The 24,340-nt window shown below is 71.8% G+C and carries 14 protein-coding genes and 2 pseudogenes; 3 read left to right on the forward strand and 13 right to left on the reverse strand.

Annotated elements, in window-relative coordinates:
- Positions 1–5 precede the first annotated feature (5 nt).
- The 3 genes and pseudogenes from ACGFIQ_RS27265 to ACGFIQ_RS27275 form a co-directional block, all read right to left on the reverse strand.
- Positions 6–973 (reverse strand): annotated as a pseudogene (locus tag ACGFIQ_RS27265) (threonine/serine dehydratase); the annotation flags it as partial.
- Entirely contained in the window at positions 970–2,442 is a 1,473-nt protein-coding gene (locus ACGFIQ_RS27270; protein WP_393248311.1) for an amino acid adenylation domain-containing protein, read from the reverse strand. The gene ACGFIQ_RS27270 and the pseudogene ACGFIQ_RS27265, both read right to left, overlap by 4 nt.
- Complete coding sequence (locus tag ACGFIQ_RS27275; RefSeq protein WP_393248313.1) at positions 2,439–3,386, reverse strand: ornithine carbamoyltransferase; 948 nt, start codon at positions 3,384–3,386, stop codon at positions 2,439–2,441. Before ACGFIQ_RS27275 ends, ACGFIQ_RS27270 begins: the two co-directional genes overlap by 4 nt.
- A 178-nt stretch (positions 3,387–3,564) precedes the next feature.
- Between ACGFIQ_RS27275 and ACGFIQ_RS27280 the strand changes: the two genes are divergently transcribed.
- From ACGFIQ_RS27280 to ACGFIQ_RS27290, 3 genes are all read left to right on the forward strand, one after another.
- A complete protein-coding gene (locus ACGFIQ_RS27280; RefSeq protein WP_093402962.1) occupies positions 3,565–3,762 on the forward strand; it encodes an MbtH family protein in 198 nt (65 codons plus the stop codon).
- Positions 3,763–3,951: 189 nt separating this feature from the next.
- A complete protein-coding gene (gene ectB / locus ACGFIQ_RS27285; RefSeq protein ID WP_393248432.1) occupies positions 3,952–5,199 on the forward strand; it encodes a diaminobutyrate--2-oxoglutarate transaminase in 1,248 nt (415 codons plus the stop codon).
- Between the two features lie 95 nt (positions 5,200–5,294).
- The gene (locus ACGFIQ_RS27290; protein ID WP_393248316.1) at positions 5,295–5,495 is read left to right on the forward strand and encodes a transposase family protein; all 201 of its coding nucleotides are present in this window, start codon (positions 5,295–5,297) and stop codon (positions 5,493–5,495) included.
- On the opposite strand, the pseudogene ACGFIQ_RS27295 reads toward ACGFIQ_RS27290, so the two are convergent.
- From ACGFIQ_RS27295 to ACGFIQ_RS27340, 10 genes and pseudogenes are all read right to left on the reverse strand, one after another.
- Positions 5,494–5,754, reverse strand: a pseudogene (locus ACGFIQ_RS27295) (DeoR family transcriptional regulator); the annotation flags it as partial. The gene ACGFIQ_RS27290 and the pseudogene ACGFIQ_RS27295 sit on opposite strands and share 2 nt — an antisense overlap.
- Positions 5,755–5,844: 90 nt before the next feature.
- Complete coding sequence (locus ACGFIQ_RS27300; RefSeq protein ID WP_393248318.1) at positions 5,845–8,520, reverse strand: hypothetical protein; 2,676 nt, start codon at positions 8,518–8,520, stop codon at positions 5,845–5,847.
- A 33-nt stretch (positions 8,521–8,553) separates the two neighbouring features.
- Positions 8,554–8,859, reverse strand: coding sequence for a YbaB/EbfC family nucleoid-associated protein (locus ACGFIQ_RS27305; protein ID WP_393248320.1), 306 nt, complete (start codon positions 8,857–8,859; stop codon positions 8,554–8,556).
- 11 nt (positions 8,860–8,870) lie between these two features.
- Positions 8,871–12,206 (reverse strand): right-handed parallel beta-helix repeat-containing protein, encoded by a 3,336-nt coding sequence (locus ACGFIQ_RS27310; protein WP_393248322.1) that lies wholly within the window; start codon positions 12,204–12,206, stop codon positions 8,871–8,873.
- Between the two features lie 7 nt (positions 12,207–12,213).
- Entirely contained in the window at positions 12,214–14,841 is a 2,628-nt protein-coding gene (locus ACGFIQ_RS27315) for a hypothetical protein (RefSeq protein ID WP_393248324.1), read from the reverse strand.
- 5 nt (positions 14,842–14,846) lie between these two features.
- Positions 14,847–16,202 (reverse strand): type VII secretion protein EccB, encoded by a 1,356-nt coding sequence (gene eccB, locus ACGFIQ_RS27320; protein ID WP_393248326.1) that lies wholly within the window; start codon positions 16,200–16,202, stop codon positions 14,847–14,849.
- A gap of 5 nt (positions 16,203–16,207) precedes the next feature.
- On the reverse strand, positions 16,208–17,617 hold the full coding sequence (gene eccD, locus ACGFIQ_RS27325) for a type VII secretion integral membrane protein EccD (RefSeq protein WP_393248328.1): 1,410 nt from the start codon (positions 17,615–17,617) through the stop codon (positions 16,208–16,210).
- A 13-nt stretch (positions 17,618–17,630) separates the two neighbouring features.
- Positions 17,631–21,590 carry a type VII secretion protein EccCa gene (gene eccCa / locus ACGFIQ_RS27330; protein ID WP_393248330.1) on the reverse strand — a complete coding sequence of 1,320 codons (3,960 nt, stop codon included), beginning with the start codon at positions 21,588–21,590 and terminating at the stop codon, positions 17,631–17,633.
- Positions 21,587–21,955 carry a hypothetical protein gene (locus ACGFIQ_RS27335; protein WP_393248332.1) on the reverse strand — a complete coding sequence of 123 codons (369 nt, stop codon included), beginning with the start codon at positions 21,953–21,955 and terminating at the stop codon, positions 21,587–21,589. Before ACGFIQ_RS27335 ends, eccCa begins: the two co-directional genes overlap by 4 nt.
- Complete coding sequence (locus tag ACGFIQ_RS27340; RefSeq protein WP_393248334.1) at positions 21,948–24,329, reverse strand: hypothetical protein; 2,382 nt, start codon at positions 24,327–24,329, stop codon at positions 21,948–21,950. Before ACGFIQ_RS27340 ends, ACGFIQ_RS27335 begins: the two co-directional genes overlap by 8 nt.
- Between the last annotated feature and the right edge of the window lie 11 nt (positions 24,330–24,340).

The following is a 24,340-nucleotide window of genomic DNA, read 5'->3' on the forward strand; positions in this document are numbered from 1 at the left end:
AGCAGTTCTGCCGGAGGTTCTTCTGTTTTCTTCGTACTGCTGCGGCCGGTCGCGCCGTTTCCACCCGAAACGATCACCACCGCACGGCCGGCAGATCCGTGCCGTAGCGCGCCGGCCAGCGCTACCGCACCGCTTGGTTCCGCGCTGACACCGGCTCGGCGAAGTTCACCCAGCGCGTGGGTGATCGCCTCGTCGGTCACGCCGATCAGGTCGTCGACCCGGTGCCGAATGATCGGCCAGGGAACCGCACCGGGTCGTTGCCCGCGCAGGCCGTCGGCGATCGTCATGGACGGTGGCAGCTCCGTCGGCGCACCCTGGGCAACGGAAACGGCGTAGCGGCGTGCGGACATCGGCTCCACCCCGACGACCCGCACCCGCCGGGACAGCGCCGACGCCGCCAGGCAGACGCCGGCCAGCAGGCCACCACCGCCGGTCGGTACGAAGATCGTCGTGAGGCCCGGCACCTGTTCGAGCACCTCAAGCCCGACCGTGCCGGCCCCGGCCACCACCAGTTCGTCGTCGGAGGAAGGCACGAAGACCGCCCCGGTCGCCGCGGCGATGTCCGCGGCCCGGCGGTCGCGTTCGACCACGCCGCCGGTCACCTGGACCACGCTGGCACCGAGTGCCCGGATCGTCGTACCGGTTCACCCCGATCCGCTCCAGTCCGGGCCTTGCCGTCGCTGGCCCCAGCAGCCATCACGATCGTCACCCTGATGCCCAACGCGGCACCGAGCATGGCGACGGCGATGCCGTGGTTACCGGAGGAACCCGCCACCACCTCGTCGGCGTACCGGGTGAGCATCGCGTTCGCCGCGCCCCTGATCTTGAACGAGCCGCCGCGCTGGCGGTGCTCGGCCTTGACCAGCACCCGCGAATCCAGCGGCAGCACCGGAGTGCGATCCACCAGACCGGTGATCCGGTCGGCGGCCAGGCGCACGTCCGCGAGGGTGGGCCCGACACCTGTCGTCCTCATGGCCCGTCCACGGTGACCGCCCTGCGGTCGGTCTTGCCGCTGACCGTCGTCGGCAGGCGGTCGATCCGGGCGAACCGTCGCGGGATCATGTAGTGGGGCAACGTCAACGCCAGGTGGGCGCGCAGCGCTGCGTCCGTCACCTGCGCCGACGCGGCGGCGACGTGCGCGACGAGGAAGACCCGGCCGCCGGCATCGGTACCCGCGGTGACCACCGCGCCGGTGACGGCGCGATGGGCCAGCAGCGCGCCCTCGATCTCGGCCGGGTCGATCCGGTAGCCCCGGACCTTGATCTGCCGATCGGTGCGGCCGAGATACACGAGGCCACCGTCGGGCAACCGACGCGCCAGGTCACCGGTGCGGTACATGCGCGCGCCGGGCGCGCCGTGTGGGTCCGGCAGGAACCGGTCCGCGGTCAACACCGGCCGGCCGCTGTACCCGCGCGCGACACCACATCCACCGATCCACACCTCGCCGACACCGCCGTCCGGCACGGCGTGCAGCTCGTCGTCGAGCAGATGCACGCTCACACCGTCGATCGGTGTCCCGATCAGGTCGACAGTCGTGTCCGGGACCGGCGGCACGGCGAAGCGGGTCGAGGTCATCGTGGCCTCGGTCGGGCCGTACTGGTTGATCATCCGTCCGGGCACCCGGTCGCGGCCACCGGCGACGAGGAACGGTCGCAGCGACTCACCGCTGGACACGGTCAACCGCAGGTCGGGCAGATCGCTGCGCCGCAGCGACGTCAGGAAGGTCGGAGTGGCCGACAGAATCGTGTTCACCCCCCACCTGCGGAGGGCCGCGACGAACTCACCGGCGCGCAACAGGGTGGAGCGCGGCACCAGGACCACCTGCCCGCCGGCGACGAGCGGGGCGAACGTGTCGCGGATCGAGGCGTCGTACCCGAACGGCGCGAGTTGCAGCACCACGGTGTCCGGACCGAGTTGGTAGTCGTCGACGATGAACCGTAGGTAGTTGGTGACGCCGCGGTGCTCCAGCAGTACCGCGTTCGGCGGCCCGGACGAACCGGAGGTGTGACTGACGTAGGCCAGCGATCGGGGCGACAACTGTCGCAGGGGTGCCGGCGCGTCAGGCGCGTCGACGAACACGGTCGGGCCGTCGATGGCGAGGTCGTGCTGCCCGGCCCGGGCCGGTGTGGTGACCAGGAACCGGGCCTGGGCGGTGCGGACCATCGCCGCCAGTCGCTGATCGGGCAGCTCGGTGTTGAGGGTGAGGAAGGCGCCGCCGGCCCGAAGCACGGCCGCCATCGCGATGACGGCCTCCGGGCCCCGGTCAACCATGACCGCGCAGACCTGCTCCGGTCCGACGCCCCGGGCGACCAGCGCCCGGGCCAGCCGGTCGGTCCGGGCGGCGAAGTCCTCGTAGCACAGGGCGGTGTCCGGGGTGACGATCGCCGGTGCGTCGGGCCGGGTCGTGGCGTGGGTCAGGATGTCGTCGAGAAACGTGGTCACAGCCCCGCTCCGCCGCTCGGGCTGTCGACGGCGCACCACTGCAGGACCGCCCGGGCGCTGTGGTACTTGTTCTCGGCTTGGGCGAAGGCGATGCTGTCGGGCCCGTCGAGCACCGCCCCGGTCACCTCCTCGCCCCGATGTGCCGGCAGGTCGTGCATGAACACCGCGCCCGGGCAGGCCGCCATCAGAGCCTCATTGACCTGGAACGGGGCGAACTCGGAACGCCAGTCGGGCGTCGGCTTCGTCGAACCCGTGGTCTGCCAGCGGGTGGTGTAGACGACATCCACCGGTGGCAGGCCCGACAGGTCGTGCCGCTGTTCGACCCGCGCGCCGCTACGCCGGGCGGACACCGCCGCCTGGTCGAGGTACCGCCGCTCCACGCCGTACCCGGGCGGGGTACGCAGGTGCAGCTCGGCGCCGGGGTACCGGGACAGCGCGAGGGTCAGCGCCGAGGCGGTGTTGTTCCCCTCCCCCACATACAGCACCCGTACGCCCTCGACCCGACCGAAGTGCCGGACGATCGTGGTGAGGTCGGCGAGGGCCTGAGTCGGGTGTTCGACCGCACTCATCGCGTTGATCACCGACATGCGCTTCTGGGCGGCGTACGCCCGAAGCTCGGACTCCGGACCGACGGTGCGGGCGACCAGGACGTCGAGCATGCCGGAGAGCACCGCGCCGGTGTCCTCCACCGACTCGCCGGTGGCCAGTTGCAGGTCGTTCGGGCCGTACGTGATCAGGCCGGCGCCGAGACGCAGCGCACCGGCGGAGAACGCGGTCCGGGTACGGGTGGAGGTCCTGCGGAACAGCACGCCGACGACCGCCCCGGACAGGGGCTGGTCGGCTCCCGCGGAACCACGCGAGTACTCGGCGCCGCGCTGGACGATCCAGCGCAGTTGGTCGTCGGAGAGGTCGTCGATGGAGATCAGATGGCGTCGCTCGGTCATGCCGAGCCCCCTTCCAGGTGGCGATCGGCCGTGAGCCCAGAGCCTGCGCGAGGTGCGGACCGTCGAACAGGGACGGAGCCGCACGACGCGTCTGCGTGTTCGTCTCTATGGACGGCACGCGTAGGCCCGGCAACATCGGGCTCAGCTATTCGGATCACCCGACCATGCCGGAGGGGTCATGACTGACGACGGTGTCTACCGCGTCGTGCGCAACGACGAGGAGCAGTACTCGATCTGGTGGGCCGACCGGGAGCTGCCGCTCGGCTGGACCGCCGAAGGGACGTCCGGGTCGAAGCAGGAGTGCCTGGACCACATCGGGAAGGTGTGGTCGGACATGCGGCCGCGAAGCCTGCGGGAGCAGATGGCCCGGGCCTGAGGCCGAAGTCCTTACCGCACCACACTTCATGCCGCCCCGCCCCGCCCCGAACATGGCGTGCGGCGGGGCGGCAGCACAACGCGCCGTCGCCGAGGGCCCGCAGCTCAGGGCCGTGGACGCAGGCAGCTACATCGACGCGGCTCCGAAACCGTGATGGACGGGCAGCTCCAACTCCGAGGAGACATCATGATGGCCCCCACTATCGAGTCAGAGGTCCGTAGTTACTGCCGAAGCTGGCCGATCGTGTTCGACCACGGGCGTGGCAGCCGAATGTTCGCCGACGACGGCCGCGCCTACCTTGACTTCTTCGCCGGCGCGGGCGCCCTCAACTACGGCCACAACCATCCGATCCTCAAGCGAGCCCTGCTGGACTACCTGGAGCGGGACGGGGTCACCCACAGCCTCGACATGCTGACCGCCGCCAAGCAGGACTTCCTCGCCGAATTCGCATCGCAGGTACTCGCCCCCCGCAGCCTGGACTACCGCGTGCAGTTCACCGGACCCACCGGCACGAACAGCGTCGAGGCGGCACTCAAACTCGCCCGCAAGGTGACCGGACGCCACACCGTCGTCGCCTTCACCGGCGCCTTCCACGGCATGTCACTCGGCTCACTGGCCGTCACCGGAAACGCCACCTTGCGCGCAGGTGCCGGTGTCCCACTCGGAAACACCTGGCGCGTCCCGTACGACGGCTTCGCCGGTGGCCAGGTCTCCGGGCTCACCCTGCTCGACACCATGCTCGCCGACAGCAGCAGCGGAATGGACCTACCGGCCGCCGTCATCGTGGAGACCGTGCAGGGCGAAGGCGGCATCAACCCGGCCCGCGCGATCTGGCTCGCCGACCTCGCCGAGCTGTGCGCCCGCCGCAGGGTGTTGCTGATCGTCGACGACATCCAGATGGGCTGCGGTCGCACCGGCCCGTTCTTCAGCTTCGAGCACGCCGGAATCACTCCCGACATCGTCTGCCTTTCCAAGTCCATCAGCGGGTACGGCCTGCCGATGTCCCTCACGCTCTTCCGCCCCGAACTCGACGTGTGGCAACCCGGCGAACACAACGGAACCTTCCGCGGCAACAACTTCGCCTTCGTCACCGCGGCGGCCGCGCTCAAGGAATTCTGGGTCGACAGCAAACTGGAGAAGCAGACAGCGGAACGGGACATCCTGCTTGAGGCGAGGCTTGCGGAACTCACCGGTCGGCACCGGGCGCACGCAGTGACGTCACGCGGCCGGGGCCTGGTCTGGGGTCTGGCCTTCCGGGAACCGCAGCTGGCCCGACGGGTCGCCCAGGAGGCGTTCGCCCGTGGGCTGCTGGTGGAGACGTCCGGATCCGCCGACGAGGTGGTGAAGCTGATGCCGCCCCTGACCCTGACGGATGAGGAACTGGCCGAGGGCCTCGACATCCTGGAGCAGTCGGTGACGGCAGCGGACGACCGCTAAGTGGTCCCGGTCGTCAATCCTTCGGGGGTCATGCGGCCTGGGCGTCAATCCTGGCGGTAGTCACCGCTGGTGACCGTCGCAGCCTGTTCGTGGCCATGGAGGTAATCGACGACCCGCGGGATCCACGAGGCCGGCGGTATCGGCTGGTCAGCGTCCCGACGACGGTGGTGTGTGCGGTGCTGGCCGGGGCGTGCGCGTTCGCCGCGGTCACCGACCGGGTGCGTTTCCAGGGCCGGTCGGTGTGGGCTCGGGTTCCCCGGTCGGGTGCCCGCCGCGACGACGGTGTGGCGGCTTGAGGGCAAGCTTGGCGATACGCTCCTTCTCCTCGATGAGGACCGCGTCACGCGCCGCCAGCGCGGGCTCGAACCCGAGCCGCTCGACCGGGATCGCCCCACCATGGACCCGGCGCAGCACTCCGGCGCGCTCCAGGATGGTGAGATCGCGCCGGATGGTCTCCGACGTCACGTTGAGCTCGTCGGCCAGGCCGGCCACCTCGACCCGGCCCACGTCCCGGGCGAGACGAAGGATCTCCTGCTGTCGTTCTTCGGCGGGCAGCCGGAGAGGTCAAGCACCGTCGCCATGCAGCGAAGTACATATCCCCTGAATGCCGGACCAGGAGCGGGAAGCGGTGTGACGACGTTTCGGTCAGACCGTGCCTGGCAGGCGGGCGAAGCGGGGTACCGCCGCGGCGCCGACCCGACTCCGCCGGCCGGTAGACACCCAACGCTCGTGGCAACGGAGCAGCGACGTCAACGCGAGACCGTCGAAGGGTCCACCGTCACGGACCCGTTCGTCGGCGGAAAGCTCACGAAGCAGGAGGCGACCCGGTTGGTCCCGAGCCGGGGTCGTCACGTCCAGCACCTTGAAACGGGTGCCGGGCAGGAACAACACCCGATCAGCGGCGTGCTGGTCGCCCGGCGGCTCGAGCAGCCGGGTTCGGCGCGCGGTCATCGACCAGAGCAGGACGTCCACGTTGCCCAGAACGTTGATCGGCGGCTCGGCCATCGCGTGGGTGAAGCCCCATTCCGTCAACGTCCCCCGTACCGCGATCTCCCGCAGGTCGTCGCCGGAGAGCGTGGCGGCCAGGCAGGCTGCGCCCCGATGCGCCGGCAGCCGGGCCAGCCCGGCCGCCACGCACCTGGCGAAATAGACCCCATCACCGGCCGCGCCGGAGCGCAGCGCCGAGTCCACGGCCTCGCCTGGGGCCGACAGGTAGAGACGTACGGCGACCGTGTCGATCAGCGAGTCGGCACACCCGTGTAGACGGGGATGCTCGGCGATCAGCCGGGAGATCGAGCTGGCCGTGGCGTCGAACTCCGTGCTGAACCGCTGTCGTAGCCACGACCGCTCCGCGTCGAGCCCGGCCGAGGTGGGCAGTCCCTGCGCGTCGGGCGCGGGCGTGGTCTGAAACCGCACGGGCCGCTGGTCGGCGGGTCGAAGGGGCGCGTGCTCCGGCGACGGTTCGGCGGACGGTCCGGGCGGGGGCTCTGTCGGAGCAACCGTTTGCGGCGTGGCCGAGCGGTCGGCCCCTCGTGCGAGCGAACGGTCCGCCAGCGACACGACAGGGGTGACGGTAGGGGTACCGATGGGTTCGGGCCGGTCCCGGAGCAGCGCGACGACGGGGGGATTCGTCGTGCGGTGGGGCGTGACCCGGATCGAGGCCGGCGGAGGCGTGGCGATCAGGGGGGATGGTGGGGCGACCGGTCGGGTCGGTCCGTTCACCGAGCCGAGCGTGCCCTCGGCGTTGGCCCGTGTGGCGGTCTGCGGAGGCGGCCTGCCGAACGGGGTGGGTCCGACTTCCGGCCGTCCCGCCGCCGCGTCGGGCTCGGCCACGAACGCCGCGGCGGCCGAGGTCGGCACACCGGCTGCCGCCCGGGTGTCCGGCGTCGCCGCGGGTACCCAGGACGGGGATTGTGGGCCGGGAGCGGCCATCGTCGCGAGCGCCTCGGCGGGTGGCAGCGCTACCTCGATCGACTCCTCGATCGCCAGGTCGGCGGCGGTGAACCGGTAGGTCAGTCCATTACCGGGGTCGCCGTCGGCGCGGCCGGTGGGTTGTCCGCGGCGGTCCGCGGCCACCGCCGACGCGAGGTGCAGGGTGCTGCGGGCGCGCGTGGTCGGGTCGAGCCGGTCGATCAGGTCCTCGGCGAGTTCACGCAGGCGCGGTACCCGGGACGGGATCGTGTCGTCGATGATGAGGGCGTATCGGCTCGGATCGGCCGGACGGGCCCGGATCCGGCTGGCGATGCGAGCCGTGTCGTCGGCGCGTATCCAGAGTCCGGACTGGACGATCTCGACGACCGCGTCCGGTGCGTAGCGGTGGGTCATCGGGCCAACGGATTCACCGAGCAGCGCCGGGGCCCGGTGGCTGAGGATCCGCGGCAGCCTGGCCGCGGCGCCGGGCGCGGGGCGCGGGGTGAAACAGAGCTCCCGGACGAGGACCTGCCAACCCAGCCGACCGTCCGGGGTGACGGTGTACATGTGCGTACGGTCGGGTCGTCCGACGGGGACGCCACCGAGACAGACCACCGGTGATCCCAGCACGTCCGCCAACCGTTGGCCGAGCACCTCACCGGCCGGCAGCTCCACCGGCCCGTACTGCACGAACCGAGCGTGTCGCCGGCCGTCCGGGTCGAGCTCCCGCCAGAAGCGGGCGATATCGTCGACGGCCAGGGGCGGTGTGTCCGGGCAGCCGAGGACGACAGTCATCGCGGCGGGTTGACACGGCACCGCGGCCACCAACCACTGCCAACGGCTGTTGAGCACCTCCGGGTTGCGGATGTCGCGGATCCAGACCCCGGCGGGGATCGGTTCGACGGCGCCCACCGCACTGGTCGGACGGAACCGTGCGGCAGCGACGTCCCAGGGTGGGGCGGGGTAGCGTTGGGATTCCCAGGCCGGCGCGCGACCCGGGCGGTAGCGCACCCAGCCACTGCCCTCGGCAGTGTCGCCGAAGAGGTTGCCGGCCGCTGCGCGGATGGTACGTCCGTGCGGTGTGACGACCGGACGGCGGAGCCGGTCGCAGAGCCACTGCGCGGCGAGGGTGCCGGTGTCGGCGGATGCCCCGCAGACGACGAGCCGGATGCCCCCGCGCCGGCGCCGCTTCAGCGCCGCCGCGACCGACCACCAGGTGCCGATGGGCAGCCCGTCGTGAAGGTCGAGGACGACGATGTCGTTGTCGGGATCCTCAGCGACCGCCAACGCCAGCGACCGGGCCTCCACACTGAGCCGCTCGTGGGGGTGCAGGACGAACGCGTTGCCCACCTGATGCTGGGAGATCCCCGCTGACGCCCGCTCGCGACGGAAGCGCATCGCCCTCGTCACCGGTCCCCTCACTTCGGCCCGCGACCGTACCGGTCAGTGGAGATTGATCTCGACATCGCCCATCTCTTCCTGAGCCAGGGTGGCCGCATTGGCCGCGGCGGCACGGATCGACTGGGCGATCGCGTCCTGGAGGGCAGCCGTGTCACGGTTGTCGAACACGGCGGGGCTGACCTGCACGGCTTTGAGCTGCCCGAGGCCGCTGGCCAGCACGGTCACGGTGCCGTCGGCGGAGCGGCCGGTGACCAGCGCCGTGTCGAGGCTGGCCTGCGCGCTGCGCAGCCGCTGCTCGAACGCGCGTCCAGCCTCGATCATCTCGTGGCGCGTTGGTTGCTGCGACATGGATTCTCCTCTCAGCCGACCGCGGCGAGGCCACCGATGTGGTGGGCCGTCCGGACGGTTGGATCGGTGCGGCCGGCCAGCCCGTGCACGTCGGCCAGCGCGAGGGTGCGGGACCCGGTGGCCCGGCTCAGGCTCCGGGAGAGCAGGTGCGCGGCGTGTACGGTTCGCTCGGGTGCCCGTGCGGCCAGCCCGGTGAGCGCGGCCCGGACGTCGTCGGGGATCTCGTGCCCGCGCCGGACCAGATGCCGTGCCACCACCTCGGCCACCTCGGTGACGGTGAGTTCGGGGATGCTCCAGTCCTGCCCGAACAGTTCGGTGAAACCGGGTACGGCAACCCTGAGTCGGGCCAGCACGGCCGGCTCCGCGATCATGACGACGAGCGGGTCCCCCAGCCCGGGGCGCATCTGCTCGACCAACGCCTCGGCGATCTCCGGTGGGCCACCGGTGCCCTCGTCCGCGTATTCGATGATCAGGGTGCCGCCGGCCGCGTCCTGGAGCGCGGCCCGAACCAGGCTGTGGGTCTGACCCGGCCACTGGGGTGCGAGATCCCTGGCGGTCGAGACCCGCACCAGGTGGCCGACCGGGACCAGGTCCAGCTCGGACAGAGCGGCGGCGTAGTGTCGGACGAACTCGCTGCGACCGCTGCCAGCGACGCCGGAGAGCAGGACATTACCGTGCCGCCCGTAGGAGCGACGGCGGTTGCGCAACTCACAGAGGTGCAGCAGGGTCGCGCCGACCGCCTCACGGGCGTCGGCGGCGCCGACCAGTTGGCCGATGCGCTGCCAGCTCTGCGTGGCGTTTATGGCACCAGCGGGGTTCTGGCTCGGATCCGGCTGGCTCTTCTGCTCGACCGGTAGATCGGCCAGCTGCTCCAGCTCGGGGGCGAGATCGTCGGCGGTGAGCCGGTTGATCTGGGTGTCCTTGGTCGGCGGGGTGACCGCCAACCGGGACGCCTGATTGTTGATCATAGCCTCGAACAGTTTGCGGGCCACCCGGCCGTTACCGAACGTCGACGTCCTCGGTATCCGCTCGAAGTAGGCGGTCAACGCCCCGGTCGCCTCGTCGGTCAGCTCGAAGTAGTGCTTACGGCACAGGTTCGAGGTGATGGTGACCAACTCGTCGACGGAGTAGTTCGGGAACTCGATGGTTCGGGTGAACCGGGAGGCCAGACCGGGGTTGGATGCCAGGAACTGTTCCATCAGCTCCGAGTACCCCGCCACGATCACCACCAGCTCGTCGCGCTGGTCCTCCATGATCTTCATCAGCGCGTCGATCGCCTCCTGGCCGAAGTCCGGGCCCGACCCGCCGGAGCCGGCCGACAGGGTGTACGCCTCATCGATGAAGAGCACTCCGCCGATCGCCTTGGTGACCAGTTCGGTGGTCTTGATCGCGGTGGAGCCGATGTACTGGCCGACCAGGTCCGCCCGGGCCGCCTCGATCATGTGCCCCTTCGTCAGGACGCCCAGCTCGGCCAGGAGGGCACCGTAGAGTCTCGCGACTGTCGTCTTGCCGGTGCCGGGTGGGCCGGTGAAGACCAGGTGCCGGCTCATCGGCGGCATCGGCAGACCCATCAGCTGCCGGACCTGGGACATCTTGATCAGGTTGATCAACGCGGTGACCTCCTGCTTCACCCCGCGCAGACCGATCAGGCCGTTCAGCTCCCGCAGCGGTCCACTCAGTTCCCCGTCCGCCACCTCCGTGGCGCACGGCTCCTCCGGGTCCGCGACCGTCTCGGGCGCGTACCCGGAGCCCGCCGGCGCCGGGGAGGCGGATGTCGGCGCCCCGGCGGCCCGTCCCCTGGTCAGCGAGGTGATGGTGAGGTTGGCGTCGTCGGCCTGACGGACGTCCTCGCCGCCGCTGTCCCGCACGACGCAGCCGATGATCGACACTGGTTCCGCGGTGTCCACGTCGAACCCGGCGGCGCCACTCCCCAGCACCTCGCAGTCTGCGAAGGCGCCCCGAGAGCCGCGCTCCAGCCGTACCCCCGCCTGGCGGGCCCGGTGGATCCGCAGCCGGTTGGCGGTCACCGCGCCGGACGCGCCGACCTGTAGGCCGTCCCCCGCCACGTCGGCAAACTCGGTGTCCCGCAGCCGTAACTCCGCGTTGTCGGCCACCCGCACTCCGGCTCCGTGCAGCACCGCCGACCGCAGCGTCAACGACGCGCCGGAGCCGACCACGACACAGGCGCCCGCCGTACCGCCGATCCGGGCGTCGTGGATGATTCCGTGCGCCGATTCCCGCAGGTCGAGCGCGACGGCGGCGGCGGCGTCGATCACCAGGTCGGTGCCGTCGAACCCGGCGTCCCCGGTGACCAGCAGGCCCGCCCCGGCGGTGACGCCGAGGCGCAACCCCCGCACTGTCATCACGGCCGTGCCGGTCACCAGCGCCGCCTGCTCGCTGCTGCCCTGGATCGTGACGCCCTCGAATCGCGGCGTGCTCCCGGCCTCCACTGTCAGCCCGATCGGAGAGTCCGTGAAGACGCAGTCGGTGAACGTCGGTTTCGCCTCCCCGGTGACGTGCGCGGCGCCGCGTCCGGCCGAGCCGAACGTGCAGCCCCGGAAGATCGGCGCGGCGCCGCCGGCGATGTGCACCGACTGGTAGAGCGCGCCGATGAACTCTGAGTCGGTGACGACCGCGTCGATCTCGCCGCGCATGAACACGTCGACGTTGGCGCTCTCCCGCACCCGCAGGCGATTGATCCGGACGTGGCCGCGTTGCTCCACCACGAGGGCCGGCTTCCCGGCGGCGGTGATCTCGCACTGCTCGGCGACGAGCCGGCCGTCCCCGTTGACACAGATGCTGTTCGCGCCGGCCCGCTCCACCGTGCAGCGGCGCAGCGTCAGCGATCCGCGTTCGCTGACGACGATTCCGGAGGTCGCGACGTCGCGGATGACGGTGTCCTCGACGGTGCTCACGCCCGGGGCCGTCACCACGATCGCGGCACCCGAGGAGGAACTGATCTCGCAGTTGCGGAGGGCGACCGTCCCCTGTAGCCGGGCCAGCAGCGTCACCCAGGCGGCGCCCGCGACGCGACAGCCGTCCAGGGCCGCCTCGCCGGCGTACGCGTCGACCGCCGCCAGTTTCGGGTCGGCGCTCGACAACGAGATTCCCCGCACCTGGGCGCCCTCGCCATGTACGGCCAGCACGCTGCCCTCCTCCACGTGCACCTCGACGACGGCGCCCGGCTCGGCGGCGATGGTGATCCGGTTGCCGACGACAAGCCTCTCCGCATACCGGCCGCCGTGGACGGCGATGGTGGCGCCCGGTTCGGCACGGGCGAGGGCCGCGCCGATCGTGGCGAACGCGCCGGGCTGTCCACCGCCCACCGTGAGGACCTGACGACTCATCGCGGAATCAACCCTTCTTGCCGATCGGCGGGCGGACCAGGCCGGGCAGCACGCCGAAGCGGCTGGCCGAGGCCGCGCCGACTCGTGTGCGGCCGTCCGCGCCCGCCCATCGGTCGAGGCTGCGGCGCAGGGACGTGACGGCCAGTTCGTCGAGCGACAACCGCTTCTGATCGACGCGGCCGTCGTCATCGATCTCGTTGGCGCCGATCTCGCGGAGCAGGATCGTGCCGCGCCGCCCACCGTCGGGATCCGCCGTGTCCAGGATCTTGAAATGAGTACCGGGCAGGAACACCACCCGATCCTCGACACGCTCGTCCCCCTCCGGCTCCAACAGTGCCGTACGGCGGGCGGTCATCGACCAGATCAGCACCTCGGTGTCGCCGTCCTGTTGGGCGCACGGTGCGGTCAGCATCGTGACGAAGCTCCAGTCGGTGACCAGTCGCCGACCCCGGTACAGACGCCACTCGTCTTCGGTCGGCGAGATGCGCACCACGGTGCTTCCCCGGAACGACGGCAGCCGGGAGAGGCCGGAGACCGCGCAGCGGGCGAGTGGAACGTGGGGACCGATCGCGCCCGACCGCAGGCCGGCGTCGATGCCCGCACCCCGGCGAGTCAGGAACAGCCGGGTCGCCACCGAGTCGACCAGGATGTCGTCGGCGGTGCTCCCACCACCGGCCTGCATACCGGGGTGTTCCGACATGATCCGGGACACCGAGCTGGCCATGGAGTCGAAGTCCCGGCTCAGTGAGCGGCGAAGCCAGGCCCGTTCCTCCGTCAGTCCGCCTTGCGGAGGCGGCAGGGCGGAGGCGTCCGCCGTCAGCACCGGCTGAAGCCTCGAAGCGGACGATCCGCTGTCCTTCGCCGGCTCGGCCGGACGAGCGGTCGGGGCCGCCGTCGGCGTGGGCGCGGCCACGACCGCTGCCACCGACACCGGCACCGGCACCGCCGGTGGAGGCGGTGCGGGCGCCGCCAGCGGCTCGGCAGGCCGGGATGCCGCCTCGGGCGACGGGGCTGAGCCGATGGCGCCGTCGGCGGGTGGCGGTGGTGGTGGTGCGGCCCCGGCATCCACGAGCGGCGCAGCCTCGGGGGCGGCGACGGGTGGGGACTCGGTCGGAATCTCCACCGGAGCGGGCGGAACCTCCGCGACGGACGGCACGGGTGGGAGGGCCGACGTCGGCCCTCCCACCGAGATAGCCGGCACCGCCGGGACCGGGTGAAGCTCGATCGGTCCGGGGATGGCCGTGACACCGAACGTCGCCGCCGGGGCCCGCGGGGCGGGAGCGGGCACGGGCACGGGCACGGGCACGGGCACGGGCACGGGCGGTGGCTCCGTCGTCAGGGTCAGGTTCGCCGCGGCGTGACCGCCCGGCTTCTGCCCCGGCACCACAGTCGACGCCGGAAGGAGCGCGCTGGGTTGCCCGACACCACTGTCGATCCGGGCCGCCAGGTCCGCGGCGAGTTCCCGCATCCGGGCTGTCCGCCTCGGCGCGGTGTCGTCGAAGATCAGGACGATCCCCTCAGGGTCGAGCGGCGTCGCCCGGACCCGTTCCGCGTTTCCCGGTTCCTCCGCCGGGCGGACCCAGAGCCCGGACTCGATCACCTCGACCACCGCGTCCGAGGCGTACCAGTACACCCGGGGCGCGATCTCCTCGGTCCAACGCAACGGGCCACGGTGGCTGAGCAGGGTCGGCCGGCGGGCCAGCGAGTTGGGATGTGCCCGAGGCGCGTAGCCGAGTTCCTGGGCGAAGGGCGGCCAGCCCAGGACGCCGTCGGGGCGCACCGTCCGGATCTCGGACCTGCCGGGTGCGCCGATCGGCACTCCCGGGTAGCAGACGACCTTGGCGCCGAGCTGGTCGGCGAGCGCCTGACCGAAGGACCCGCCCTCGGGCATGCGCACCTCGCCGTACCGCACGAAGCGGGTCCGCAGCCGGCTGTCGGTGTCCAGGTCCCGCCAGAACCGGACCACGTCGTCGAGCGAGAGTGGTTCGGTGCCCGGGCAGCCGAGCAGGACGGTCATCGTCTCCGGCTGGCAGGGCAGGTCGGCGACGAGGCGACCACGGTGCTCGGCGACGACCTCGGGCGCCCGCACGTCGTGGATCCACACCCCACCGGGCAGGGGCTCGATCTCCCCGGTGGAGCTGGAGGCCCGGCGTTCGGTGGCGGCCGTGTCCCACACCGGCGTCGGATACCGCTTGGCGTCCCACGCCGGCGGCCTCCCGGGCCGGAAGCGTACCCAGCCGCTGCCCGGCCTGGAGTGCACGAACAGCGCGCCGGCCGACCCCCGGATCAGGTCACCGTCGGGGGCGATGACCGTCCGGTTCAGCCGCTCCGACAGCCACTGCCCGGCCATCGCCGCCGTGTCGTTGCGCTGCCCGCAGGCGACCAACCGGATGCCGCGCCGGCGGCGTGGCAGGACGGCGGCCATCGACTCCCAGGAGCCGATCGGAATGCCGCTGCCCAGATCCAGCACGACAAGGTCGTGCTCGCTGTCCGGCACGACGGAGAGCGCGAGCGACTGGGCCTCGTCGCTGATCTCGTCGGGATGGTGCAGGACGAGCGCGTTGCCCACGGTGTGCTGCACCACGTCACCGGGCTCAACGCGCCCACCGCGCCACAGATCTCGGATGGATGCCATCGACGTCACCCCCTGGTAGGACCATTGACGGCCGTACGGCTGAGCACCGGGCCCGGCGGCACCGCGGCCAGCAGGCCCCGCGGAAACGGAATCGCCGCGACCGAGGCGAGTTTCAGGGCGGCGACGGTGTCCGGGTCGGCGAGCCGGTACGCGATGCCGTGGTCCGAGATCAGCACCACCTCGGCGGTGGAGCCGGCCTTGGGTACCGGCGTCACCGTCATGCCGGAGCCCGGTGTGGCCACCACAGTCGGCGTGCCGTCGTCGAAGACCCCCGCGACGTACCGCTCGGCGAGCACCACCTCGCTGACCACCGTCTCCGGGTTGACCGGCCGCTGCCGCAGGCAGAGCACCCGGCCTGCGGGATCCTGCCACCGGTGGTCGGTCAGGTCCGGCAGCCGTTCGGCAAGGGTACGGTCGCCCGAGCGGGGCGCCTCGGCGACGTCGGCCGCGTCCAGGGTCACCGGCGCCGCACCGCCGCGCACCGCGATGAGGGCGAACTCCATCCGGTTCACGGGTGCCAGCCCGTCCGGGCGGAGCACGAAGAGTTGCTCCGCGCCGGCGGCCGGCTGCTGCCGGAACAGCGTGCCCACCGGGTGGACCCGCCCGCCGACCGGTGGGCCCGGGTTGCCGGCGTTCGGGATCCGGGCCGGGCCGAGTGTCACGCCGGTCGGCAGCCCGTCCAGCCAGGCGGCCGGCGCGGCAGGCACCCGCGCGTTGGCGGCGCCGAGGGCGACCAGCACCGAATCGTCTGCCACCGGGAACTTGAACGGCCCGGCGAGCAGGTAGGTCACCCCATCCGGCCCGCGGACCACTGTGAAGGTGCCGCCGGTCAGCGGCGTGGCGGCGGCTCGCGGATCGAGATTCACGCCGAGCCCCACCCCGGGGCTGTCCACCACCGAGCCGGGCAGGCAGACCAGCCACGGGCCGTGAACCAGGGCGTCGGTGGTGGGGATGGACTCCGGCGCGTCGGCGACGCCGAGCTCCGGACCACGGGGCAGGTCCCTGAGCGAGTGGCGTGAGATGAGCTTCACCCTGGCGGACGGCCCCTGCAACAGCATCGCGGAGGTCATGTTCGGCGTCGGATGGAGTACGCCGGCCCGGTAGATGTACCGCGCGCCGCTCTCCTTCTCGACCAGGATCGCGCCGGCCTGCCGGTACGCCCGGCTGCCGCCGGGGACGATCCAGCCGTAGACGGCGAAGCCGCCGCCGACCAGGAGCATCACGATGGTCCCGATCAACAGGCCGGTCAGCGCCCGCTGTCCGGGGATCTGCGCGCTCGTCGGATCGCCCTGGACGAGCGCCGAGCTCAGCCGCCCGGTCATGAAGCTGTGGGCGTGCACGTGGTCACGCTGGGTCTGCATGGCGGTTACCCGAACAGCCCACGGGCCCAGGCGTAGCCGCCGAGCACCTGCACCAGGATCGGCAGCACGGCCACGCCGGTGACGACGTCGAAGAAGGTCGCCGTGTACTCCCAGAACGGCAACATTCGCCGCGGCCAGGGCCGCAGCGCCGCCATCACCAGCGGCACCAGCAGCCCGACGAGCGCGCTGAGCAGAACCCAGCGCCAGGCGGGCGACAACAGGTCGGCAAGTTTCGTGATGACCATGAGGTAGCCGACCGTACCGACGGCAACGAGCGAGCAGCGCTGCCAGAGATTGAGGAAGGCACGCGAGCGCAACAGGAGTGCACTCGCGACCACCAGCACGAGACTCCACCCCGCCCAGCCGGGCACCCGCATGGTGAGGTGGAACAGCACCGGCAGCACCAGAGCCGCCGTGACCATCGCGACCGTCAGATAGGTGTCCGCGTCGTCGGTCCGCTGGTGGACCTGGTCGGAGGAGGTGGGCTCGATGTCGTACGACATGTCCGCGCTGGTCTTCGGCAGTTGCGGACCGCGCAGCCGGGAGAGCTTCACCGCCACCCGGGGGGCCAACACGATCACGGTGAAGATCAGCAGGATGGCGAGGGCGGCGGTTCGTCCGATGGTCATCCCGCTGCTGGCACGCGTCAGCAGGATCACCGTGGTGACCAGGCCGGTCAGCACTGTCACCAGCAGCGGCAGCAGCGGCAGGTGCGGGGCGAAGGTCCGTTGCGCGAGCACCAGGATCGCGGAGACGGCGAGGACGGCGACGGCGGCGGCGAGGATCGCCGCGCTGGTCACCGCGATCCGCTCCGGGTCGCCGTCGACGGCGCTGCTGGCGGCGACCGCCGCGAAGCCGGCCGCACCACCTCCGAAGAGCAGCGAGAACGCGCCGTCGTGCAGCCGGCGGCCGCAGATCAGCGCCGCGACCAGGAGCGCGCTGCCCAGCACCGCACCGGCCACCACCTGCGGCAGGGCCGGAGCGTGCGCGGTGAGCACTGTGGCGACGGCGCTCATGACGACGGCCGACAGCAGAATGAACAGGATCCGGCGATACTCCGGCTGCCAGCGGTCGTGACGCCGGTTGACGGCGGTGGCGATCCCGTCGGCGAGGTCGTCGAAGTCAAGTTCCGGCAGCGGGTCCTCGGCCGGGCGGAGGTACAGCTCCTCACCTTCGAGCCAGTCCGAACTCTCCGGGGTGCCGGCCAGTTCGAGTGGCGCCTGGCCGAGGCGCTGCAACACCCACGCTCCGTCGCCCGCACCCGCATCGGGGCGCTGGCCGCTGTCAGTGGTCTGCCGCACCAGTAACGGCAGCAGGGAGGCCACCGTCGTGGTCACCGGGACAGCCAGGTCGACCCTACGGGCCGGACCGACAACGGTGACCCGGCAGATGTCAGCGGCGTGCGTGGCGCTCACCAGTGCTCCCCTCTCATGCGACATGTCCGGTCTGGATGAGCCTGACGCTGCGCCGGGTGACCAACTGGGCGCGGCCGGGAGGAAGCCTGCGTGGGCCGGCCTCACCGAGGAACTTGCCCTCTTCCTTCGGGTACGACAGCAGCGCCGCCGGAGTGCCCAGTTCCCACATCCGGCGCAGGACCGGGTCCATCATGGCCCGCACGGCGCCCGAGGCGCTGCGCGCGATGATCACGTGGAGTCCGATGGAGACACCCTGGGCCAACAGCGGTAGCACCGGGTCGAGCGCGGAGCCCATGCCGGTCGAGCGGGTCATCAGGTCGTAGTCGTCGACGATGACGAACAGCTCCGGCCCCTCCCACCAGTCCCGCCGGCGCATCCGCTCCGAGGAGATCTCCGGGCCCGGCACCCGGCGGTTCATCGAGACGCTGGTCTGGCCGGCCAGCTCGTGGAGCCGGTCGCCGGTGAAGCCGAACCCGACCTGGTAGTCGGGGCTGATCGCGGTGTCGAGGTCGCGCCGCGCGTCACCGAGGACGACCTTGGCCTGGTCCGGCGTGTAGTGCTGCTGGATCGCCCGCAACACCAGCCGGAGCAGGTTCGACTTGCCGGTCTCGTTGTCGCCGAAGACGAGCAGGTGCGGGGTGGTCAGGAAGTCGTGCCACACCGGGGCCAACCGCTGCTCGTCCCGCCCGAGGCACACCTTGAAGACCGGTTCCGGTATCGGTAGCTGCTCCACCGGTAGCTGGGTGGGCAGCAGTCGGACGCTGGGTGCGGCCGGACCGCTCCAGAACGTGCTGATCTCCTCGACTGTCGACTTGGTCGCCTCGGCGAGGTCGTCGACGGACGAGCTGCCGTCCGTTCTCGGCAGCGCGCCGAGGAAGTGCCGGCCGGCACTGGTCAGGCCCCGTCCCGGCTGGTGGGGCACGGTGGCCGCCTTCCGCGATCCCACATCGGACTCCATCGAGTCCGCCAGGCGCAGCTCCAGCCGGGTACCCAGCAGGTCACGCAGCCAGGTGCGCATCTCCGACCAGCGGGTGGTGGAGACGATCACGTGGATGCCGAACGACAGCCCGCGGGAGGTCAGCTCCTGGAACCGCGTCTCCAGATCGGCGAAGTCCTGCTTCATCGTGTACCAGCCGTCGACGATGAGGAACACGTGCCCGTACGGGTCGTTGATCTCGCCCCGGTCCTGGGCCGCACGGTAGGCGCCGATCGAGTCGAGGCCACGGCTGGCGAACTCGTACTCGCGACGCTCCATGACCTGCCAGACCTCCTCGATGGTCCGGACGACCCGGTCGCGTTCCATCCGGGTGGCGATGGAGCCAACGTGCGGCAGACCGGCGATCGAGGCGAGCCCTCCACCGCCGAAGTCGAGTCCGTAGAACTGCACCTCGCGTGGGGTGTTGGTGAGCGCCAGCGCGAGGACCACGCTGCGCAGCAGCGTCGATTTGCCGCTCTGCGGCGCGCCGGCGATGCCGACGTGCCCGTCCGCCCCGCCAAGGTCGATGGTCAACAGTTCGCGGAGCTGTTCGGCAGGACGATCGACGACGCCGACCGGCACCCGGAGCCGGCCCTGCGCGCCCGGGTCGTCCACCGTCATGCCCCGTAGCGGATCGGGTACGACGCTGGGCAGGAGCGTGTCCAGACTGGGAGCGGTCGACAGCGGAGGCAGCCACACCTGACGGGCCGGTGGGCCGGATCCGGCGATCCGGTCGAGCAGCACCTCGACCAGGCTCGGCCCGGCAAGGTTGTCGGTCTCCGTCACCTCGTTCTCCTCGACCGGGTCGACGACCGGGACCCGGCCCGGATCGTGCCGGACCGCGACCTGCCCGGTGGTGAAGGAAACGATCTCGGCGGCGATCCGCCCGATCTCGTCATCGGCCGCGCGGGGTGGTCCGCTGCCCCGGTAGGGCCCTGACACGTAGGCGGACTTGAAGCGGACCAGGTTGGTGGTGTCGATCTTCAGGTAGCCGTTGCCGGGCTCGGGCGGCAGGTCGTACGCCTTGCCGACGCCGATCACCGACCGGGACTCCATCGAGGAGAAGGTCCGCAGGGCCAGTCGGTACGACAGGTGGCCCTCGACCCGGTTGATCCGGCCCTCGTCCAGCCGCTGCGAGGCGAGCAACAGGTGTACGCCGAGCGACCGACCGAGCCGCCCGATCGAGACGAACAGGTCCATGAACTCGCCCTTGCTGGAGAGCAGTTCGCTGAACTCGTCCACGATGATCAGCAGGACCGGGAACGGCACCAACTGGGCACCGCCCGCCCGGGCCTTCTCGTAGTCGAAGAGCGAGGCGAATCCGCTGGCGCGCAACACCTCCTGGCGGCGGTTCATCTCCCCGTTGAGCGCGTCCTGCATGCGGTCCACCAGCGGCAGCTCGTCGGCGAGGTTGGTGATCACGGCCGAGGTGTGCGGCAGCTTCTCCATGCCGAGGAAGGTCGCCCCGCCCTTGAAGTCCACCAGCACCAGGTTGAGGATCTCCGAGGAGTGGGTGGCGGCCAACGCGCAGACCAGGGTCCGCAGCAACTCGCTCTTGCCGGATCCGGTCGCGCCGATCAGCAGACCGTGCGGTCCCATCCCGCCCTGGGCGGACTCCTTGAGGTCCAGCTCGATGACCTCGCCGCCCTCGGTGACACCGATCGGCACCGTGAGCCGGTTGCGCTGCGGCACGCGGCTGCGCCACAGTGCCGCCACGTCGAAGGTGTACGCGTCGCGGATGCCGAGCAGGGTGGTCAGCTCGAAGTCGCTGTCCAGCGGCTCCTCGACGACGTCAAGGGTGCCGCTGGTCCGCTTGGGGCTGATGATCCGGGCCAGCGCCTCGCACTCGGTGACGCCCAGCCCGTCGCGGACCGCCGAACCGGTGGTCTCTCCGGCCGGGAACGTCAACGACGTCCCGTCCACCGTCAACCGGAGCACCCTGGGCCCGCCGGGCATCTGGCCGGTCAGGTCCAGCATGACCACGTTACGGATGCCCGCGCCGACCAGCCGCGAACTGTCCGGCAGCTCGGCCCGGTACGCGATGATCACGACGAACGGCTCGCTGGACGACGGGCGGGCCTCCCGATCATGATCCCCCCGGTCCGGGATCTCCGGGCCGAGCAGGTCCATCAGCTCCTCATGGCTGCCGGCGAACATCCGTACCGGGCCGGCCGCGTCGAACGCCGTCGGGTGGGCGTTGTGCGGCAACCATTTGATCCAGTTCCACGGGCCGCGGTGGACCTCCGGCGCGAGCACCGCCACCCGCAACTCGTCGGGCGCGTGCAGGGTCACCAGCGCCGCCACCATCGCCCGGACCAGGTCGACGGCCGGGTCGTCGTCACCTTCGAACTCGACGCTGGTGAAGCTGCGCAGGCCCACCGAGGTGGGTACGCCGGAGACCGTCCGATATGCCTCGGAGAAGCGGCGCAGCGATATCGACGCCAGCGGTTCGAGGTCCTCGATCGGCTTGGTCTGCGGCGGGACGAACCGCAGCATCGCGTTCTGCCGGCCGAGCCCGATCCGGACCCGGCCGAAGTCCTCGTGGCTGGGGCGCCGCTCCCAGAGCCGGCTGCTCGTCGCCACCGACCAGAGCCAATCCGGCTGCGGATTGTTCCAGATCATCACCGCACGCTGCTGCTCGGCCGCCTTGCGCGCCTGGCGGCGAAGCTGGGCGATGTAGCGCAGGAAGTCGCGGCGTTCGCCGCGCATCTGGCGCTTGCGTTCCGCGGCGGCCCGACCGATCTGGAGGAGGCCCATGACCAGCATCCCGCTGGCCATGGCCCCGCCCATCACGTACATCACCGGGGCCCGGCTGTACAGGCCGAACATCGCCATCATCGCGCCCATCCCGAGCCCCATCGGCACGATCATCGCGAAGGAGCGGAAGTCCAGCGGCGCCTCCTCCGCCATCAGCGGCGGTTCCTGTAGCTCGACCTCGCCGTCCGGTGTCGCCGGGCCGCTCGCACGAGGCGGGCGCTTGACAGTGACAGTGCTCATGCCGGTGCCCCGTCCACCCTCACCGAAGGCCCCGAATCGACTCCGCCGCCCCACGCCGAGTCGTCCTGACGCAGCAGGGTGACCGCGTACCGGTCGGTGCGACGTCGCCCAGCGGCGAGGTGGTCGTCCTCCTCCCCGGTAGGCGTCGGCGGGCGACGCCTACCGGCCTCGCGCGTATCGGTCTCCTCCCGCGCCCGGCGGGCCGCCTCGTCCATCGCCCGCTGCCTCTCCCGCATCAACTCGAGACGTTCCGCCGAGGTGTACTCCGGGCCGCCGCACATCATCGGTCTGCTTCCGCCGGACGGTGTCGTCGGGCGTTCCCGCTTCCACGCCCTGATCGGCACCGGTGCGATCTCGTCAGCCACCGGTCACCCCCGTACCCTCGGGCTCGCCGTGCAGCCACCACGCGCCGGTGGTGTCGTCCCAGCCCGACGTGTCGGCGCCCGCCTCGGCGGTTCGCACGATCGGGACCCGGTTCTCGTCGAGCCGCGACTCGACCCCGGTCCAGGTGGGTCTGTCCTCGTGGAGCGGTTCGCCGGCGTCCAGGCGGTCGGCCGGCGTCCGCTCCTCGTCCTCGGACACCGGTGCCGGCACCCCGACCACCGCGGGTGGAGTCGCCCTGACCGGGATCGTCGCCGCGATCGGCGCACCGGCCACGGGCACCGACCCGGTTGCGGCCTCGTCCGGTTGCCAGGCCGTTCCCTCCGCCGCGAGCAGGTCGGCGGCGTCCGAACGCGGGACGGCGTTCTGGTCCCGCCCACCGGCCGGCGGCGGGGTGGGTGGAACCGGGATCATCGGCGGTGCGACGTAAGGCACGACCGCCGGCGCCGGCACCGCACTGGTGGCCGGGGCTGCGGAAGTGGCGCGGAGCAGACCCGCCCCTCCGGCCGCGGCGCCCGCGGGCGCCTCCGGTCCGACTGACGAGTCCGAGGCAGCGCTGCCCCAGTCGGCGGCGTCTCCCTCGACCAGGCCGGCGGCGTCCGGTCGCTCCGGCGGAGTGCCATCACCGGCACCCGCTCCCGGCGAACCCGGAGCACCTGGCATCGGCGGCACCATCGGCGCACCGCCACCCGGGACACCGGGCACCGGCGGCTGCCCGCCCGACGCCAGACCCGGCTCAGGTTCCTTGACTCCAGGGCCGCCCGGGATGGCGCCGCCGGGGGCGGACGGATCGCCGGACCCGAGCCCGCCGGGGGACCAGTCGTCCTGGTCTCCGTCGAGCAGCCCGGAGGCGTCCGGCCGCTCCGCCGCCGCTCCCCCGCCCGGTCCGGCTCCGGCACCAGGGGAGCCGGGCATCCCCGGCATCGGACCCGGTGCCGGCGCGGTTCCCGGCGGCGGAGTGGCTCCGGGCGGCTGGCCCAGGCCCGGCGCCTCTGCCCCACCGGGCAGGTCGACGCCGCCGGGAGGAGTCCCGCCGGGCAAGTCCACTCCGCCGGGCGAACTTCCGCCGCCGGGCAGGTCGACGCCGCCGGGCGGAGTCCCGCCGGGCACACCGGGGCCGTCCGGTGGGTCGCCGACCAACGGCGGAGCCGGCCGGGGGCTGTTGCCGCCGCCCGAGCTACTGGCCGCCGGGGGAACCGGGATCATCGGCGGGATGGGGCCACCTCCGGACACCGCGCCCCCTGGGCCGGAGCCGCCTCCGGGCGGATCACCGACGACCGGGGGGTCGAGACCCGGCAGGCCACCGGGTGGGCTGGCTCCGGGCGGAGGGCTGAGGCCCGGTCCGGAGCCCTCCGGCGATTCGACGCCGAGGTCGTCGGGGACATCCACAGTGGGCGGACCGGCGGTGGAGAGTGCGGGAGGATCCGAGCCCGGCGGCGGTTGCAGGGTCGGCGGGGGCGCGACCTCGGTCGGCGGCGGCGTCGGGATGGGTGGCGGCTCGTAGGGCGGTGGCGTCGGCGGCGACTCGTAGGGCGGCGGGGTCGGTGGCTCGTACGGTGGCGGGGTCGGTGGCTCGTACGGCGGCGGGGGCGTCGGGTCCGGCGGGGGCGGCGGGGGCGGCGGCGGTGTTGGCGCGGCCGGAGGTGGCGGGGGTGTGGGTGCCGGGCTGCCGTCGCCGTCGGGGGCGCTGACCGCGTCGTAGCTCAGCCGCGAGTACTGCTTCGCCAACTCCAGCGCGACCTGGAGCATCTGGTCCGTCATCGGGCGGGCGTAGGGGGTGGAGCTGATCGCCACATTGCCGCCGTCGGTCAGGTTGGCCTTGTTGGCGGCCGCGATCTTCGCCCACTCCACGTCGAGATAGTTGATCTGTTCCTGCGCCCACTTGAGGTAGCTGCCACTCATCATCAGCTCGTACGGCACGCTCACGGAGTCGGGCATCCCCGCACCGCCGAGCAGCCGGTCCGCCTGCCTGCCCAGGAACTCGCTGAGATAGTCCATCTTCGCCAGGAACGCCTGGGCGGCCTTGCCCTGCCAGGGCTTCTCCTCGCCGGCGATCGCGTGCGCGTGCAGGTTGACGAACGTCTCCAGCCATTGCAGCAGGTTGTACGTCTGCTGGAAGCTGTTGGCAGCCTCGATCAGGCTCGGATAGCTGACCAGGGTCGCGGCGTACGCGTACCCGGCTTCGCTCTCGATCGCCGATCCCCCGGTGACCGCCGCCTTGATCCGGCGCCATCCGGGTGGATCCATCCGTGCCCACGTCTCCAGGTCGTTGACGTTTTCGGTGCTCACCGCCAGCGGCGGAAAGGTCGCCACCGGGTCCGCGGAGTGACCCCAGGAACCCGCGTCTGCGTCTGCCATGCCCTACACCA

The sequence above is a fragment of the Micromonospora sp. NPDC048898 genome, from assembly GCF_043198035.1.
Taxonomy (GTDB): domain Bacteria; phylum Actinomycetota; class Actinomycetes; order Mycobacteriales; family Micromonosporaceae; genus Micromonospora.